The sequence below is a fragment of the Rhodoluna sp. genome, assembly GCF_036721215.1.
Taxonomy (GTDB): domain Bacteria; phylum Actinomycetota; class Actinomycetes; order Actinomycetales; family Microbacteriaceae; genus Rhodoluna.
The window spans coordinates 346,009-362,420 of the sequence record NZ_DAIMLM010000002.1; the positions used below are offsets into that span (position 1 = coordinate 346,009).

Sequence of the window (16,412 nt, forward strand, 5' to 3'; positions counted from 1 at the left end):
GCCAAGAATATGCCCACTAGGGCCGCTTGCCCGTTATTGCCGTGCCAATGCGCAAGTGTGTCGCGCCATAGCCAATTGCCACCTCGAAATCGGATGACATGCCCATTGACAGAGATTTGGCCTCAGGGGCAATGCTCTGAAGCTTGGAAGAGAGCTTTGCCAGGCGGTCAAACTCAATTTCGGGGTCTTTATCGAGGCCACCAACGCCCATTAGACCCTCAAGCCGGAGACCTTCGGACTCAAGCACTTTAGTGGCGAATCCGTCCAAATCATCGACTCGAACCCCTCCACGAGCCGGATCTTCGGTCAGATTGACCTGAATGAAAACGCCAAGAGCCTTGGCCCGGCCAACTGTTCGCTTCTGAAGTTCAACCAGAAGAGACTCTCTATCCAAAGAATGAATCGCGTCTGCGTAGTCGAGCACAGACCTGACCTTATTGGTCTGAAGTTGCCCGATGAAGTGCCATCGCATTTGCTCAGAGGACGATTCAAGCACCTCTTTGGCCTTAGGAGCGGCTTCCTGATCGCGGTTTTCGCCAAAGTCCCTAGCACCCAGTGCGATTAAGTCAAAAACAAGCTGCGGAGGGTGATTCTTTGTGACAACAACCAAAGTGATGTCGCTTGCGCTCTTTCCAATGGCGGCAGCGGCAGCGGCAACTTGTTCAACTATTTGGTTATATCGTTGAGCTAATTCGCTCACTTACCCTCTTAGAAATTCTGGGATATCCAGGTCATCACCAAAAGTTCCGTCGGCAGTTTGTGGTCTGCGAGGAAGCTCTGGCGACTCGTCAATCTCAATTTGATCGTCCGACTCATACTCGGAAGCAAAAGACGGTGTTGGGGCCGGGGTTGGCTCAGCCTCAACTAAGTCAAAAAATGAATTCGCTTCGGCAATCACTGGTTCGGCAACAACTGGTGCAGTAAGTGGTTTCGCCTCAGCTACCTCAGCGAATACGGTTCTAGGAATCTTTCTTGGCTTCGGGGCTCCCCCATCAAACCCAGCCGCAATAACCGTGATGCGAACTTCGTCGCCCAAGGTGTCATCAATGGTAGTTCCATAAATAATGTTTGCCTCTGGTGATACCGCTTCCTGGACCAATCTGGCGGCTTCATCGATTTCGTGAAGTCCAAGATTTGAAGCTCCCTGAACCAACAAAAGAACACCGTGAGCGCCATCAATGCTTGATTCAAGAAGTGGTGAGGAAACCGCCATCTCGGCCGCGCGTACCGCTCGGTCTTCTCCCTTGGCTGTTCCAATTCCCATCAGCGCAGAGCCAGCACCTTGCATGACGGACTTGACGTCTGCAAAGTCAAGGTTAATCAGACCTGGTGTGGTAATCAGGTCGGTAATACCTTGGACACCAGCGCGAAGCACGTCATCAGCAGTGTTGAATGCATCAACAACCGAAACCGTCTTGTTTGCAATCTCTAGAAGTCTTTGGTTTGGGACAACAATTAAAGTGTCAACTTCGGCGCGAATTGCCTCAATGCCTACCTCGGCTTGCTGCATGCGACGCTTTCCTTCAAAACCGAATGGTTTGGTGACAACACCAACAGTTAGTGCTCCGACTCTTTTCGCAACCCGGGCGACAATCGGGGCTGCGCCTGTTCCGGTTCCTCCACCCTCACCTGCTGTTACAAAAACCATGTCAGCACCACGAAGTGCTGCTTCAATCTCGTCCTCGTGATCTTCTGCGGCTCGTTTGCCGACCTCAGGATCTGCGCCTGCCCCAAGACCACGTGTTAGTTCGCGACCAATGTCTAGTTTTACGTGGGCTTCGCTCATCAGCAGGGCCTGGGCGTCTGTGTTGATTGCGACGAATTCAACGCCACGAAGTCCTGACTCGATCATGCGGTTAAGTGCGTTTACGCCACCGCCGCCTACTCCTACGACCTTTATAACGGCCAGGTAGTTCTGGTTCAAGCCCATGATGCTCCTTCAAATCCCTAGTCTCGCGAGGTAAAACGCATACTAGCTAAAACCCTCAAGCTCGCGTATAGGGTTAAGCTACGAATGCTTTTATACACCGCGCCAAAAAAATAGGCCCTAATTGCACTGGATTGAGGCAAGAGCGCCTGGCGTGTCTAAAAATTGTCGAAGCGCACGACGGGGGCGTTTGGTGAAGAAACATCAAATGTGACTCCAGTGACATCTTGGTTATTTGCGATGAGCGCTTGAAGAACCTTTGACTTCAAAACGGCATCTGAGCTATCACCCCAGCTGATTCGCTGGCCCAAACTACCACGCAAGCTCATCTGCACATCGTCTCTGGTGTTTGCCTGAATAATCTCCACTTCGGCAAGCAACTCAACAGGCAAAGCAAGCAGCACATCAACAGAATCTTTGAAGGGTTGCGAACTCGAAGGTCCCCCAGTAATCAAAATTCTCGGAAGCAAATCCGTAGGCTCTGCAACAGCGATTCTTACGCCGGCCGGATCGTGCAGCCACAACGCACCTTGGTATTCGACTATGCAAAGTGCCTGGCGCTCTGAAACGCTAACCTGCAAACCGTTGGGAGGAACAGCCGTAGCGGCAAAACTTTCAATCAGAGTAAATCCCGCAAGTGATTTTGCAATCTCATCCTGATTCAGAAGTGGCAGTGGTTTTCCAATCTGTCCGGAAAGCGCCTTGGAAATCTCGTCTGGATTTAGGCGTTGGGTCCCGACAACGTTGATTTGCTGGATGGCAAGCAACGGAGAAAAGGTTGCGACCGCAGTCAGAATTCCCAAGATGAAAATAGAGCCAACCGTTAATGAAGCCGCGATGCGCCTAGCCCTACGAGCCGAGATCATTCTAGAAAAAACAGAGTTTTCAAGATCACGAGCCATTACTCTGCGGGGTGCTCTGGTAAGAGGTGTGCCATAAGTGGCAGCCTTCACCTGCTTCTTCTTTTGATTCGGACGTTCCATAGCTTCTACTAGCCCTCGAGAGCTTCGAGAATTTCTGGGACCATCTTGTAAACATCTCCGCATCCCATTGTGAGTACAAAGTCACCTGGTCCTGCCAAATTCGAGGCAACCTTCGGAGCCTCCGACCAGTCTTTAACGTAGTGAATCTTTTGTTGATCTGCGAAAGCGTTCAGAATCAGTTCACCGGTTACTCCAGGCTCAGGATCTTCCCGGGCTGCGTAGATATCCAAAAGAACAACTTGATCACTGGCAGCTAGAGCTTGTGCGAACTCCGTAGCAAACAACCTAGTTCTTGAATAAAGATGAGGTTGAAACACGGTTATAAGTTTTCCTTTTCCCACAACCGCTCGGGCACCGCTTAGCGCTGCCGCCACCTCCGTTGGGTGGTGTGCAAAATCATCGTAGACCTTCACACCTCGCCTCTCGCCATGAAGCTCAAAACGCCTCTCCGTGCCAGAGAATTTGGCTACCTCCAAAAGTGATTTTTCAAAGTCAAAACCCAAACCAATCAATGTGGCAACTGCACCAGCCGCATTTATTGCATTATGCCTGCCTGCTATACGAAGAGTCGAAGTGATTGTCTTATCTTTGTAACTTAAGCTAAAGCTAACTTGGGCGTCATCAACAATGTCCCTTACCCTCACATCTGAAAAAGCGGATTCACCAAAGCTAATCATTGGCTTACTAACTAGCTTTGCAACGGCTACTGATCCAGCATCGTCTGAGTTGATGACAACTAGTTCTTTTGATTTGTTGGCGAAGTCGGCGAAGACCTGATGGAAAGCCTCAATACTGCCGTAGTGATCAAGGTGGTCGGGATCAACGTTGGTAATTAGCGCAACCGATGTGTCGTAATGAAGAAATGATCCATCGGATTCATCGGCCTCGATTACAAATAGTTCACCCTTACCGCTGCCCGAGCTAGCTCCAATAGAGCTGATGACTCCACCATTAACAAAGCTTGGATCTTGACCTAACCCCAACAATGCGGTGATGACCATGCCGGTGGAGGTGGTCTTGCCGTGCGCCCCCGCTACAGACACAAGTCTTTTCTTGGAAGCTAAATGCGCCAGTGCCTGAGAGCGATGAATAATCGGAATCTGATTTTTGCTCGCGAGCAAATACTCAGGGTTATTCGGCCAGAGCGCGCTGGTGACAATTACGGTGTCGGCATCGGCTACATTAGCCTCATCGTGCCCAATGGTTATCTTGGCACCAAGCTGCTCGAGTGCCACAATGTTGGGGCTGGACCTAACGTCGCTTCCTGATACCCGGTGCCCCAAACCAATAAGGATCCGTGCAATACCGCTCATTCCGGATCCACCAATGCCGATGAAATGGACATTGCCAAGATTGTTTGGAACAGGAACAGAGTAATCGGGTTTTATCATCTCCTTGACACTACCTCTTCGATCAAGGCGACAAATCGCTCGGTTCCATCTAGCACACCAGCCTGCTTGGCCGATTCCGACATTTGGGCGAGCCGCTTTGAATCAGAGATCAAAGGAATCAGTATCGCCCTTACGTACTGCTCATCAAATTCCTTATCTGTGGCTGTTATGGCTCCTCCGGCAGCAAGAACATCTAGAAGGTTAAACTTCTGTTCTCCATTGCCAACCCCGTACGGAATGTAAAGGGCAGGCAAGCCAACCGCGGAAAACTCCGAAACCGTTGCAGCTCCTCCGCGAGACACCGCAAAGTCACTGGCTGCAATAGCTAACTCCATTTGGTTAACGTAGCGAACCCTTTTATACTCGGGCTCCGAAAGCTCTGATAGATCACTCGATGCTCCAATGATGTGCAGCACCTGAACACCAGCTGCTGCGAGAACCGCTCTAGATCTATCAATTGTTTCGTTGATGCTTCTGGCCCCTTGCGATCCCCCTGTTACTAGCAGCGTTGTCGTTTGAGCTTGGAGTCCAAAGAACTTTCTTGCAGCTTCAACATCTTTGGACCTTGCCAGTTTTGTGATTGCCGGTCGGATTGGCATACCAACGAATTCCGAGTTAGCCAGGTTGGCAGATCTAAACGCCTTGCCGGCAGCCGATGCGAAGCGATTGCCAAGACGGTTCGCTATACCAGGCAGAGCATTCCCCTCATGCAAAATAAGAGGAACTTTCAATTGTTTTGCCGCGAGATAAGCAGGGGCGCTAACGTAACCGCCAAACCCAACAACGGCAGAAATACTGTGCTCTTTGATGTAACTCTTAACCTTCCTCACACAAGCAAGAAAGCGAAAAGGAAAGGCGATTGCATAAAACCCTAGCTTGCGCGGAAAAGGGAGCTTTTCAATAAGTAGCAGCGGCAGTCCCGCCTCTGGAACAAGCCTTGACTCCAATCCGGAACTAGTTCCCAGAACAAAGACCTTATCGCCTTGGTTTTTTGCTAGCAGAGCCGAAGCAATGGTTAGTAGCGGGTTAACGTGCCCCGCTGTGCCGCCACCTGTCAAAAGATAATTCGTCATCGCCTGCTAGACCTAGAGCCATTTCGATGATTGTCTTTTTCAATAGCCAGAACTATTCCGATTGCCCCAAGCGTGGCAATCAAAGATGAGCCACCTGCAGAAATCAACGGTAAAGGAACTCCCAGAACGGGAAGAACACCAAGAACAACGGCAATGTTCACTGCGGATTGAGCGACAATCCATACGATGACTCCAATAATTATGATCCTGCCGAAGCTCGAATCAGATCTATTCATTATCCCTATCAGTGAAGAAACTAGCAGCGCAAAAATTCCAATCACCACTAAAGCTCCGATGAGACCAAGCTCTTCCCCAATAACGGCAAAGATAAAATCGTTTTCCACTTCAGGAATCCAGGACCATTTCATCTTGGAATTGCCTAAGCCGACCCCAAACACTCCTCCGGCAGCTAGAGCCCAAGTGCCATGTTCGTATTGCCAGTTGAAAGCGTCGGACGAGGCAGCGTCAGGGTTAAGCCAAGCGTTGATTCTTGCCATACGCGAGGCGCTTGAAAACGCAGCCAACGCACCTGCAATAGCTACTCCAACAAAGACTTGAACCAAAGGCCTGAGCGGAGCTCCAGCGATAACTAGAGTGCCAAAGACGATGAGGGCAATAATGATTGCTGTACCTAGGTCCCTACCAAGCATCACAAGCGCCAATGCCGCGCCACCGACAATTAGAACTGGGAGCAACACTCTTCTCGGGTCATCAAGCTCATGCTCTCGGTTGCTTACAAACCAGGCCATGTACATAATTAGAGCCACTTTTAGAAACTCTGCAGGCTGAAGGGTAAAACCAGCAATCGAAATCCAGTTAGTGTTTCCGTTGACTGTGATTCCAATAAACGGAACCGAAAGCTGAAGCGCGAATCCAAAAACCACCGCGGCTTTCACTAGATTCTGAATTACTTTGAGCTTGAGACTTGAAATGAAAAGCATCACCGCGAGACCAACCACAGCGTACAGCGACTGCCTAGAAAAGACGTAGAAAGCATCTCGGTTTGCAACTAGCGAATCGATTGATGATGACGAAAGCACCATGACAAGACCAAAAACGACCAGAAACCCGGTTAGCCCTGCAAGTCGATAGAAGTAAATCGATTCTGCCTGGAAGTTATCACGAAGCCACTCGGCTATTCTTTGACGCCTTTCACCCTTTGGGCGAAATGACTTGGATTTCTTGCTAGATGTGACTTTGGATTTTCTCAAGTCCTTTACTTTAGGCATTTGAGCCTCCGACTATTTTCACAACTGCTTCCTTGAACTTCATACCGCGATCTTGGTAGCTCTCAAACTGATCCATTGAGGCCGCTGCTGGAGCCAGTAAAACGACGTCGCCAGCTGCTGCGGAGCTATAAGCAAATTCAACTGCTCGTTCCATAACATTCTCACCGTCGCCAACTTCGACCACGGGGACAGCGGGTGCTAAGGCTGCAAAATGCTCGAGAATTTCCTGACGATTGACACCAATTACAACGGCTGACCGCAAACGCTTAGCGAACTTCCCAATCAAGCCCGAAATGTCTACTCCCTTTAGCTGTCCACCGAGAATCCAGACCACGCTCTCAAAGGAAGATAGCGAAGCCGTCGCAGCGTGGGAGTTAGTTGCTTTGGAGTCATTAATGTAGCGAACACCACCATGTTCCAGAACGAGCTCGATTCGATGTGAAGAAACCCGAAAATTCCGCAACGCCTCTCGACAGGCCGCAGGTGGCACCCCAAAGGACCTTGCCAGCGCAGTTGCTGCCGCAATGTTGCTCAGTAAGTGAGGTGTAAGAACTCCCAATCCATGAAAGTCATCAAGGCTGGCAATCTCCAAAGCGCTATCGGCACGTTGGTCCAAAAAAGCTCGGTCGACTAAGAACTCGTCGACGTATCCAACATTGCTAGGTTTTGGTGTTCCGAGCCCAAAACCAATTGCTCTGGCACCATCTTGCACCGTGGCGGCCTGAACCATCTGTTCGGTAGCGGCCTCTTCAAGGTTGTATATGCACGCAACTTTTGTGCCGTCATAAATGCGCTCTTTGCTAAGGCGATAGGCTTCAAAGCTGCCGTGCCAATCCAGGTGATCCTCGGCAATGTTTAGGCACGTAGCGCTAAATGGCTCAATGTGATTCATGTAGTGCAGCTGAAATGAAGAAACTTCGACAACCAGTACTTCAAACTCTGCAGGGTCTCGGATGCAATCCAGAATTGGTTTCCCGATGTTTCCACATGCCACAGCTCTAACTCCAGAAGCCAGCAGCATTGCTTCGGTTAACTCAACCACTGTGGTTTTTCCATTTGTTCCGGTGACGCAGATCCACTCTTGTTTGACATCAAATCGGTCTCTGAGTCTCCAAGCCAAATCAAGATCTCCCCAAATGGGAATCTTCTTCTCAACAGCACTTTGCACAAGAGCATTGGTGGGTGGAACCCCTGGTGAAACAACAATAAGATCCGGGTTGAATTCCTCGATTGCAATTTTTTGATCGGCTAGTTCACCAATAACAGAAGGTATCCCCAGCACTTCGACAATGTCCAAAATTTCAGCAGAAGCCGAATCAGCAACCACTAGCAGTTTGGCGCCAAGCTCATGAAGGGTGTCTGCAACTGAGAATCCAGTTTTTGCCAAACCAACAACCACGACTGAGAGTTGAGTCCAATCGGAGTGCCAACTGGAAAAGTGATCCAGGGAATCCAACTTGTTAGCCATAAATCCACTCAAGGTAGAACAGTCCGATTCCAGACAAGACCGACAGTCCTGCAATAATCCAGAACCTCACCACGACAGTAATCTCGGCCCAGCCCTTCAGCTCAAAATGATGATGCAGTGGGCTCATCAGGAAAATACGTTTACCCTTAGTCATTTTGAAGTAAGCCCGCTGCAAAATAACAGAACCGGTAACAATCACGAACAAGCCACCAACTAGCACAAGCAGAATTTCAGTTCTTGAAAGAATCGCTAGTGCTGCAAGAGCACCTCCCAAGCTCATTGAGCCAGTGTCCCCCATGATGATTTGAGCTGGTGTGGTGTTCCACCAGAGGAACCCAATTCCCGCTCCGGTGATTGCAGCGGCAATAACAGCAAGGTCTAGAGGGTCTCGAACTTCATAGCAGCTGGCGACATTTTCAATAACACGTCCGCAGGCCTGATTAAATTGCCAGAACCCAATCACGGCATAAGCTCCGATGGCCATAATGCTGGCACCGATGGCTAACCCATCCAGGCCATCGGTAATGTTTACGCCATTCGAAGTTGCTGAGATGAGCAGGAAGATCCACAGGACCAGCAAAATCGAGCCGACAACACTGCCAAACATCATCAAGTCAAATCCGGTGTCTCGGATAACAGAAATCTCAGTGGATGCTGGAGTTACCCCACGCTCGTTTGGGCTTCCAAATGCGAAGAACGCAAAGGCCACAGCCACGACAGCTTGACCAGCGATCTTGGCCCAACCGCCAAGGCCCAGTGACCTCTGTTTGTGAGTCTTGATGAAATCATCAATGAATCCCACAATTCCTAGACCAACCATCGCCAGGATGACAAGCAGGGCAGAAATTGAAGGTGTTTCACCGTTCATCAGCTTTCCAGTGAAGTAACCAATGACAGATGCGAAGATAATGACAACGCCACCCATCGTGGGAGTGCCGCGTTTGACGTGATGGGTCTTTGGTCCATCCTCGCGAATGAACTGACCCCATTTCCACTTCCGGAACAGCCAGATAAAGGCCGGGGTTAAGAACAATGTGAAAGCCAAGCTGATAGCGCCAGCGGCAAGTAATGCTCTCACTTGACTGCCTCCATAAGCTGGTCTCCCAGAAACCTTAGGTTTGCTGACTTGGAGGATTTAACCAAGACAGTATCGCCTTGAGAGAGTATCCCACGCAGATACTCCAAAGCCTCGTCAATCGAGGGGAAAAACTTCGATTCGCCGTCCCATGAGCCTTCTTGACTAGCACCCATGTGAATCACTTTGGCTTGCTCGCCGACCACAACGAGTTGGTCAATGTTTAGCCGCACCACAAGTCTTCCAATGCTGTCGTGCTCCGATACCGACAAGTCACCAAGCTCGGCCATGTGTCCAAGCACTGCAATAGTTCTTGACCCGAATCTGCCAAGCTGTGCCAACGTCTGCAGCGCGGCTCTCATGGAATCAGGGCTCGCGTTATAGGCGTCGTTGATTACCGTCACGCCGTCGGCTCTAACAACCCGTTGCATTCTCCAGCGCTCAGCCAGCTGCATCGACCCGAGTGTTTCAGCGATGATCTGTTTGCTCACTCCAAGTAGCTGCGCCGCGCAAGAAGCGGCAAGTGCGTTCATGACGTGAACGTCTCCGAGAATGTTCAGCCTAATAGTTTGCTCATCGCCATCTGGCCAGTGCATCGTGTAGCTGGTTCCATCAACCATCGTGGTCACATTCGAAGCTCGGTAACTTGCCTCAGCGCTTGTTCCAAACCAACTAACTTCTGCCTTGGTTACCTGCTGCATGTCGCGAACGTAGCTGTCATCAACGTTTAGTACCACTTTGGCCCCTGGATGAAGCGAGCTAGCAAGTTCAGATTTGATCTTTGCGGTGACATCAATGCCGCCGAATTCTCCCACGTGGGCCAGGCCAACTTTCAAGATAATTCCAATGTCTGGGTTAGCCGTTTTGGCTAGATATTCAATGCTGCCAATGCCCTCGGCGCCCATTTCAACAACAAGAAACTCGGTCTTCTCGTCGGCACGCAAAATTGAAATCGGAGCACCGACGCGATTGTTAAAGGATTCGATCGGGGCAATGGTTGGTCCCACCCGACTAAGAATTTCTCGAAGCATGTTCTTTGTGGTTGTCTTTCCATTTGAACCGGTGATCCCAACAACTTTTAGCTTGCCCTTAGCCTTAAGCTGCCCAACCAACCAAGAAGCCAAGACGCCAAGTGCTTCTTCGCTGTTATTTACAACTATCTGATTTATTGTCTCCGGTAACTGCCGTTGCACGACCGCGGCAATAGCGCCCCTAGCCAAAGCATCACCAACAAAGTTGTGACCATCTGTGACCTCGCCAGGCCTTGCAAAAAACAGGCTGCCTGAGCTAATTAGCTTGGAATCGGTCTCGACAGTTCCAGATACTTCGGAAGTTGGATCGCCCACCAAGGTGCCATTCAAAATTTGTGCCAGATCGCTGAGCCTTAGATTTATCATGTTCTACCACTCCGTTGGAATGTCTGGAGAGACACTTGTCGAAGGAGAGATCCTGTTTGTCAAAAGCACTTGAGAAAGAATCTTTTGGTAACTGGTCACAGCTGCTTGAGAGTTTGTGTAAACCTGTTTCGGTTTGTAAACCATTACTCCAATCGCATACTGGGGATCTTCAGCTGGAGCCATTCCTAGAAATGAAGTAGCAAAGTAATCCCCGTAGCCAGAGCCTTCTGGGATTTCTGCGGTACCAGTTTTACCAGCGGAACGATAACCAGGGACAGAGGTTGCTCTACCAATCGCTCCATCCTCGACAACTTCTTCCAACATCAAAACGACATCCTGCGCGGTTTGCGCCGATACCACTTGGGTAGCAGTGGATTTAGGTATTGAGGTCATTTCGCCGTTTTCGTCTCTACAGCCAGCAACCAAAACTGGATTCAACCGCACACCAGAGTTTGCCAATGCCTGGTAAGCCGAAGTCATCTGAACTGACGACGCTGATAATCCCTGACCGAATGTTGTTGTCATGTTTGTAACGCCATCCCAGTCCCGGTAGTTGTTTAGCACTCCACTGGTTTCACCTTCAAAGCCAACCTCGGTAGGTTTGCCTAGGCCAAACCGGAGCATGTAGTCATACCTACTGCTGGCCGGTATGTTTTGAGCGATCATGATCGTCCCAACGTTTGAGGAGTACCTCAGCACACCGGCAAGAGTTAATTGCATTGTGTCGTGCGAGAAGCTATCGATGATGGTGCTATCAAAAATCCTTATCGAGTCCGGCGCACTCACTCTGGTACCCATGTTTGCAAAACCCAAATCAATTGCAGTGGCAGCGGTTAGGGACTTCATCGTGGATCCAGGTTCATAGGCAAACTGGAAAACCCTTGCACCACGTTCTTCTGGCGGAGATTTTCCAGGGTCGTTCGGGTCAACGCTTGGTGCTTCAGCAGCTAAAACGATACGGCCAGTCTTTACTTCAATGACCACCGCAGATGCCCAATCTGCATCCAAGCGCTCTACCTCGCTGGCAAGAATCTGCTGTGCCTGATATTGCAAGCTTGCGTCAATGGTTAGAACTACATCCCGCCCATGATTTACTTCCTGGGTCACCACCGCGCTGGCTGGAATCCTTATTCCATCAACGCCAGTTTCAAAACGCTCTTGGCCGTCAACACCGGCCAAGCAGGCGTTGAACTGCCGCTCTATTCCTGCAAGAGCCTTGCCGTCTGTTCCGACAAAACCAATCAGGTTTCCAGCTACCGCGCCGTTTGGATAGAGCCGATTCTGGAAGGCATCAGAGAAAATCCAAGGAATCCCAAGCTCGACAATCTGTCTGTGAGTATCGGCATCAACACGCTTTTTGAGGTTAACGTAGTTCGAGGTTCCACTAAGTTTTGGCAACAAGGTTGCAACGTCTTCCTGCAATATCCTGGCTAACTCTGAGGCAACTTGCTCCACGCTGGTAACTTGGGTAGCTCCATCAATGACTCTCTCGACTGGCCCAACCATCGCTGGCGCCGCGTTTATGTCGTAGCGATAAACAGTAGTTGCCAAAATAGTGCCGTTGGCATCAATAATGTCCCCACGGATAGCAGGAATAGTTCGGGCTACGGCGCGCTTTTCGTAGGAGAGCTGACTGATTTGTTCTGCTCGAACGATCTGAAAATCAATTAGTCGAACTGAAAAAACTAACACCAGAATTGCCGAAAGCGAGAGAAATACTCTCATTCTTCTGGATGTGTTGGTTTGCCCCGCTGGATTCATTAGTGGAGAAACCTCTCAGGACTTATCTTGTCGGTGATGCTGGTATCAGGCTGGACGAAACAATGGGCTCCGATGGGATTGCCACTGGTTCAGTTGCGCTAGCTGGAACAGTCACCTGGTTAATTTGAGTTGACTCAATAATCATTGCTGAATTGGCCACTAAATTCGTGGATTGAGCACTCGCGATTGGTGCAGGAAGCGGCTGACCCAACACTGCCTGATCGGTCAAACGAAGAAACACTGGGTTGGTATTTGCAACCATGCCTAGGCGGCTAGCGGTATTGAGCAAATTCTGATTGGAAGCAAGCGAAGATACTTCTTCGGAAAGAATCTGTGAGGTAGTTTCAAGCTCGCGCTTTTCTCTCTTCAGATCAGATAGCTCATACACAGACTGAGAGGTCAGGATGGTAAGTAGCAGGTGGAGTAGTGATACAGCTACGAAGCCTGTCACCAGAATCATTACCACCGGAGCACTGACGCGAGATTTTCTTAGTGAATTCATGCTACTTTCCTGATTTTTTCCGCCACTCGCAAGCGCACTGAAGCAGAGCGCGGGTTTGCAGCTATTTCTTGGAGGGTTGCCTGCTCGGCGCCCTTTATTACTAATTTCAAAACTGGAGCGTGCTCTGGAAGCTCGAAAGGTAAGTCAATTGGGGCCGATGAACTAGCGGCCTGCACTATGGCCTGCTTCACGATGCGATCTTCCAGCGAGTGATAGGCCAACACCAGCAACCTGCCGCCGACTTCAAGAGCATCAATGGCTGCCGGAATGGCAATTTCAAGAATTTCTAGCTCTTGGTTCACGGCGATTCGAAGAGCCTGGAAGACCCGCTTTGCAGGGTGACCGGATGACTTGCCTGGGATGAAGGGCACGATCTGGCTGATGATGCTAGCCAGCTGTTTACTCGAAACTATGGGGTCGGCAGCTCGTCTAGAAACTATCTCAGCCGCGATTTTCTTCGCAAAGCGCTCTTCACCGTATTCCTTGAAAATTCGAGCTAGTTCTAGTTCGCTAGCGGTTGCAATCAGCTCCGCGGCGGTTTCTCCCGAAGAAGAATCCATCCGCATATCCAGCGGGGCATCAAAACTGTAAGCGAAGCCACGATCTGGGCTATCGATTTGCATTGAGCTAACGCCCAGATCCATCAAAATTGCCGACGCTTCAGAAAAACCGAACTTCGAAAGAGCCTCAGGAATCTGCTCATAGGTTCCGTGAAAATACTTCACGCGTGAGCCAAATGCCTCAAGCCTTTTGCCAGCAAGGTCTAGGGCAACCAGGTCACGGTCGATTCCGATTACGGTGAGGTTCTCAAAGCTATTCAAAAAAGCCTCGGAGTGTCCTCCGAGGCCAAGGGTGCAATCAACTAGCACCGCGGAATCACTTGCGAGCGCAGGGGCCAGTAACTCCAAGGTGCGAGCTAGCATCACCGGCTCGTGTAGTGATTCGAGGTTCTTCTGTGTCATGAGGTGATAGGCCCCTTAGCCGCCTGATTGGTTTTGATGTCGGGGAAGAAAATCAAACCCAAATCAGGCAGTCAAGGTCAAAACAGGCCTGGAATCACCTCCTCGGAAATTTCCGAGAAGTCATTTTCTTTATTGGCTAGGTATTCAGTCCAAGCGGTAGCGTCCCAAATCTCTGCCCTGGACCCAACGCCAATAACAACTAGCTCTTTACCTAGTCCTGCGTAGGTTCTAAGAGCTGGTGGGATGGTTACTCTTCCCTGCTTGTCAGGGATCTCGTCCGACGCTCCGGAAAGAAAGATTCTTAGGTAGTCGCGGGCCTGCTTGCTAGTGATTGGCGCCTGGCGAATAGTTTCATTGATCGCCTCAAACTCTTTTGAGGAGAAAACGTAAAGACAACGGTCCTGGCCACGGGTAAGTACCAGTCCAGAAGAAAGATCATCGCGGAACTTGGCGGGGAGAATAACCCTGCCCTTTTCGTCCAGCTTGGGGGCGTGAGTGCCTAGAAGCATCGGAATCCCCTTCCCCTTGAATTAAGCCGCTTTTGCGATTTCCTCCACTATACACCACTTTGACCCACTTTGTGGTCAAAATTGGGAAAAAAGACCCATTTGGGCGTGTTTGGCCTTAAATGAAAAAAGACCCTCAAAATGAGGGTCAAATAGGGCTAATTACTGGGGTTTACTCTCCTTGCCTCTTATCCCAGCGGTCTTCGAAGAAGTTGCGGCCAGGTTTTGGGGAGTTTGGGGTGGATTGGCCAAAACCTGAACTTAGGTCCGGAAGTTGGATGTTGGAGGTGGCAACAAATAGTCCAGCCAGCATGATCAAGAATCCAACCACGCCAACAATGGAGAACTGAATAAGCACACCCGTTAGAAGCACCCCGAGACCCACTACGGCCAATAGTGCTCCACCGATTAGCTTGGCTGCAGGATTTCCGACCCGCTTAGCCTTAGCGGCTATGCCCTTGTCGCTATCCATTAGCCCGCGCTCTAGCTCATCTAGCAGCTGCTGTTCGCGCTCTGACAAACCCATGAGGAACTCCCAATTCGATAGCTCTTGAGCTCAGTCTAACCCAATCAAGCTAGTTAGGCTATTGCTGTGAATGAATCCGAGAGCCTGCTGAAATTGGTGCAGGAGCACCTGGACGAGTTTTGTGCCACCCAGCTGCGAGAGTTTGGGGCAATTTCGGAAGACCTAGCGCCTCTGGTGAGTTATACCCAAGCCCTACTGCAAGGCGGCAAGCGTTTTCGGGCGTTGTTTTGCTATTGGTCCTGGGTTGGCCACCTTGGCACTGCACCTATTCAATCAAGTGAACAGCGTGCGCGCTCGGCCGAAGCCATGGTTGGAATTGCGGCCTCACTCGAGATGTTTCAGGGTGCGGCATTGGTCCACGATGACCTGATAGACCAGTCCGATCTGCGCCGCGGTCAGCCAGCAGTTCACAAACGATTTGAAACCCTTCATAAAAACTCTTACTGGGCTGGCTCACCGGAGAGATTTGGTGTTGCAGGATCTGTTCTTGTTGGCGATCTAATGCTTGGTTGGAGCAGCGAGATATTCGGTAGCGCGCTATTGAATGCTCCAAGTAACGAAGTTTCGGCAGCTTGCCGAGATGAGTTCAGCCGAATGCGCGTTGAGGTCATGGCTGGTCAGTACCTAGACGTCGTGGAAGAAAATGCCGCAATCACCCGGCCAGTAGAAGATGCCGTAGGCAGGGCCAACAACGTCATTTTGTACAAGAGCGCCAAATACTCAATCGAGGCACCACTTCTAATTGGTGCAGCATTCGCGGGGGCCAATCCTGATCAGCTAAGGCAGCTATCGGAGTTTGGTGTTCCACTAGGAATGGCGTTCCAATTGCGCGACGATGTGCTGGGGGTATTTGGCGACTCGGCCGTTACCGGTAAACCTGCAGGCGATGACCTTAGAGAAGGAAAACGCACTGTGCTTATTGGTTACACCAGGGCCTCTCTGACTGCCTCCGTTGGCAAGCTGTTTGATGAAATGCTCTCTTCGCGAGAGCTAACAGATGAGCAGGTTTCGTTCTTGCAACAAACAATCGTTGGCTCTAAAGCTCTAGAAAAAGTTGAGAGAACCATTACCGAACTAGCCGATCAGGCGATGGCTGCTCTAGAAAGAATTGAAATCGATGGCCAGGCCAAGGCGCAGCTAAAGTCGATGGCTCAAAAGGTTATTAACCGCCAGGCTTAGATATCTAGCATCTGGGCTAGACGCCTTACTGGGGCCTTTTTACCTTCCAAAAGAGATTCAATTGGTGTCTGACCCAAAACATCAGAGTGAGTAAATAGCCAGTCGATGGACTCTTCAATGCTGTAGCCAGAATCCAGCAGCATGATGATGGTTCCTCGAAGTGGAGCCAAGGGCTCTCCTTGAACTATGACATCAGCTGGAATCATTAGCTGTCCATCTTTTTTGACTGCCACCAGGCTGTATTCCTCTAGGAGTCGGTTTACTCTTCCTTTTGGAACGTTGAGTGCTTCCGCGGCTTGCTCCACGGTAATCCAGTTCTTCACTGGATCTGAAGTATTGTTCACGCTACTAGATTGCCACACCCGAGCCCTTCACGGAATAACCAATCTTGCTGTGTGAACATAGAAAGGCTTATGAAGCCACAAATACGCTC

Annotated in this window: 16 protein-coding genes; 1 reads left to right on the forward strand and 15 read right to left on the reverse strand. The window is 50.2% G+C overall.

Features of this window, described 5'->3' with window-relative positions; genetic code table 11:
• Window positions 1-16: 16 nt before the first annotated feature.
• The 14 genes from AC9UCN_RS04990 to AC9UCN_RS05055 all read right to left on the reverse strand — a co-directional run bounded on the left by AC9UCN_RS04990 (window position 17) and on the right by AC9UCN_RS05055 (window position 14,800).
• The gene (locus AC9UCN_RS04990) at window positions 17-700 is read right to left on the reverse strand and encodes a YggS family pyridoxal phosphate-dependent enzyme (protein WP_509524425.1); all 684 of its coding nucleotides are present in this window, start codon (window positions 698-700) and stop codon (window positions 17-19) included.
• Window positions 701-1,930, reverse strand: coding sequence for a cell division protein FtsZ (gene ftsZ, locus AC9UCN_RS04995; RefSeq protein ID WP_509524428.1), 1,230 nt, complete (start codon window positions 1,928-1,930; stop codon window positions 701-703).
• Between the two features lie 155 nt (window positions 1,931-2,085).
• Window positions 2,086-2,910 (reverse strand): FtsQ-type POTRA domain-containing protein, encoded by an 825-nt coding sequence (locus AC9UCN_RS05000; RefSeq protein WP_509524431.1) that lies wholly within the window; start codon window positions 2,908-2,910, stop codon window positions 2,086-2,088.
• A gap of 8 nt (window positions 2,911-2,918) precedes the next feature.
• Entirely contained in the window at window positions 2,919-4,301 is a 1,383-nt protein-coding gene (gene murC, locus AC9UCN_RS05005) for a UDP-N-acetylmuramate--L-alanine ligase (protein ID WP_509524434.1), read from the reverse strand.
• On the reverse strand, window positions 4,298-5,374 hold the full coding sequence (locus AC9UCN_RS05010) for a UDP-N-acetylglucosamine--N-acetylmuramyl-(pentapeptide) pyrophosphoryl-undecaprenol N-acetylglucosamine transferase (protein ID WP_509524436.1): 1,077 nt from the start codon (window positions 5,372-5,374) through the stop codon (window positions 4,298-4,300). Before AC9UCN_RS05010 ends, murC begins: the two co-directional genes overlap by 4 nt.
• On the reverse strand, window positions 5,371-6,603 hold the full coding sequence (gene ftsW, locus AC9UCN_RS05015) for a putative lipid II flippase FtsW (protein WP_509524439.1): 1,233 nt from the start codon (window positions 6,601-6,603) through the stop codon (window positions 5,371-5,373). The genes AC9UCN_RS05010 and ftsW overlap by 4 nt, the downstream gene beginning before the upstream one ends.
• Window positions 6,596-8,071, reverse strand: a complete 1,476-nt coding sequence (gene murD / locus AC9UCN_RS05020; protein ID WP_509524441.1) for a UDP-N-acetylmuramoyl-L-alanine--D-glutamate ligase — start codon at window positions 8,069-8,071, stop codon at window positions 6,596-6,598. Before murD ends, ftsW begins: the two co-directional genes overlap by 8 nt.
• Window positions 8,064-9,149 carry a phospho-N-acetylmuramoyl-pentapeptide-transferase gene (gene mraY, locus AC9UCN_RS05025; RefSeq protein ID WP_509524443.1) on the reverse strand — a complete coding sequence of 362 codons (1,086 nt, stop codon included), beginning with the start codon at window positions 9,147-9,149 and terminating at the stop codon, window positions 8,064-8,066. Before mraY ends, murD begins: the two co-directional genes overlap by 8 nt.
• Entirely contained in the window at window positions 9,146-10,492 is a 1,347-nt protein-coding gene (locus tag AC9UCN_RS05030; protein WP_509524446.1) for a UDP-N-acetylmuramoyl-tripeptide--D-alanyl-D-alanine ligase, read from the reverse strand. The genes mraY and AC9UCN_RS05030 overlap by 4 nt, the downstream gene beginning before the upstream one ends.
• Before the next feature lie 54 nt (window positions 10,493-10,546).
• Window positions 10,547-12,268, reverse strand: coding sequence for a peptidoglycan D,D-transpeptidase FtsI family protein (locus AC9UCN_RS05035; protein ID WP_509524448.1), 1,722 nt, complete (start codon window positions 12,266-12,268; stop codon window positions 10,547-10,549).
• Between the two features lie 58 nt (window positions 12,269-12,326).
• Window positions 12,327-12,806 carry a cell division protein FtsL gene (gene ftsL, locus AC9UCN_RS05040; RefSeq protein WP_509524452.1) on the reverse strand — a complete coding sequence of 160 codons (480 nt, stop codon included), beginning with the start codon at window positions 12,804-12,806 and terminating at the stop codon, window positions 12,327-12,329.
• Entirely contained in the window at window positions 12,803-13,768 is a 966-nt protein-coding gene (gene rsmH, locus AC9UCN_RS05045) for a 16S rRNA (cytosine(1402)-N(4))-methyltransferase RsmH (protein WP_509524454.1), read from the reverse strand. Before rsmH ends, ftsL begins: the two co-directional genes overlap by 4 nt.
• A 77-nt stretch (window positions 13,769-13,845) precedes the next feature.
• Window positions 13,846-14,277, reverse strand: coding sequence for a division/cell wall cluster transcriptional repressor MraZ (gene mraZ, locus AC9UCN_RS05050; protein ID WP_509524456.1), 432 nt, complete (start codon window positions 14,275-14,277; stop codon window positions 13,846-13,848).
• 169 nt (window positions 14,278-14,446) lie between these two features.
• Window positions 14,447-14,800 (reverse strand): DUF3040 domain-containing protein, encoded by a 354-nt coding sequence (locus tag AC9UCN_RS05055; protein ID WP_509524458.1) that lies wholly within the window; start codon window positions 14,798-14,800, stop codon window positions 14,447-14,449.
• A 66-nt stretch (window positions 14,801-14,866) separates the two neighbouring features.
• Here AC9UCN_RS05055 and AC9UCN_RS05060 point away from each other — a divergent pair, with 66 nt between their 5' ends.
• Window positions 14,867-15,979, forward strand: a complete 1,113-nt coding sequence (locus AC9UCN_RS05060; RefSeq protein WP_509524461.1) for a polyprenyl synthetase family protein — start codon at window positions 14,867-14,869, stop codon at window positions 15,977-15,979.
• On the opposite strand, the gene AC9UCN_RS05065 is transcribed toward AC9UCN_RS05060, so the two are convergent.
• Window positions 15,976-16,323 carry an Rv2175c family DNA-binding protein gene (locus tag AC9UCN_RS05065; protein ID WP_509524463.1) on the reverse strand — a complete coding sequence of 116 codons (348 nt, stop codon included), beginning with the start codon at window positions 16,321-16,323 and terminating at the stop codon, window positions 15,976-15,978. The two genes, AC9UCN_RS05060 and AC9UCN_RS05065, sit on opposite strands and share 4 nt — an antisense overlap.
• Between the last annotated feature and the right edge of the window lie 89 nt (window positions 16,324-16,412).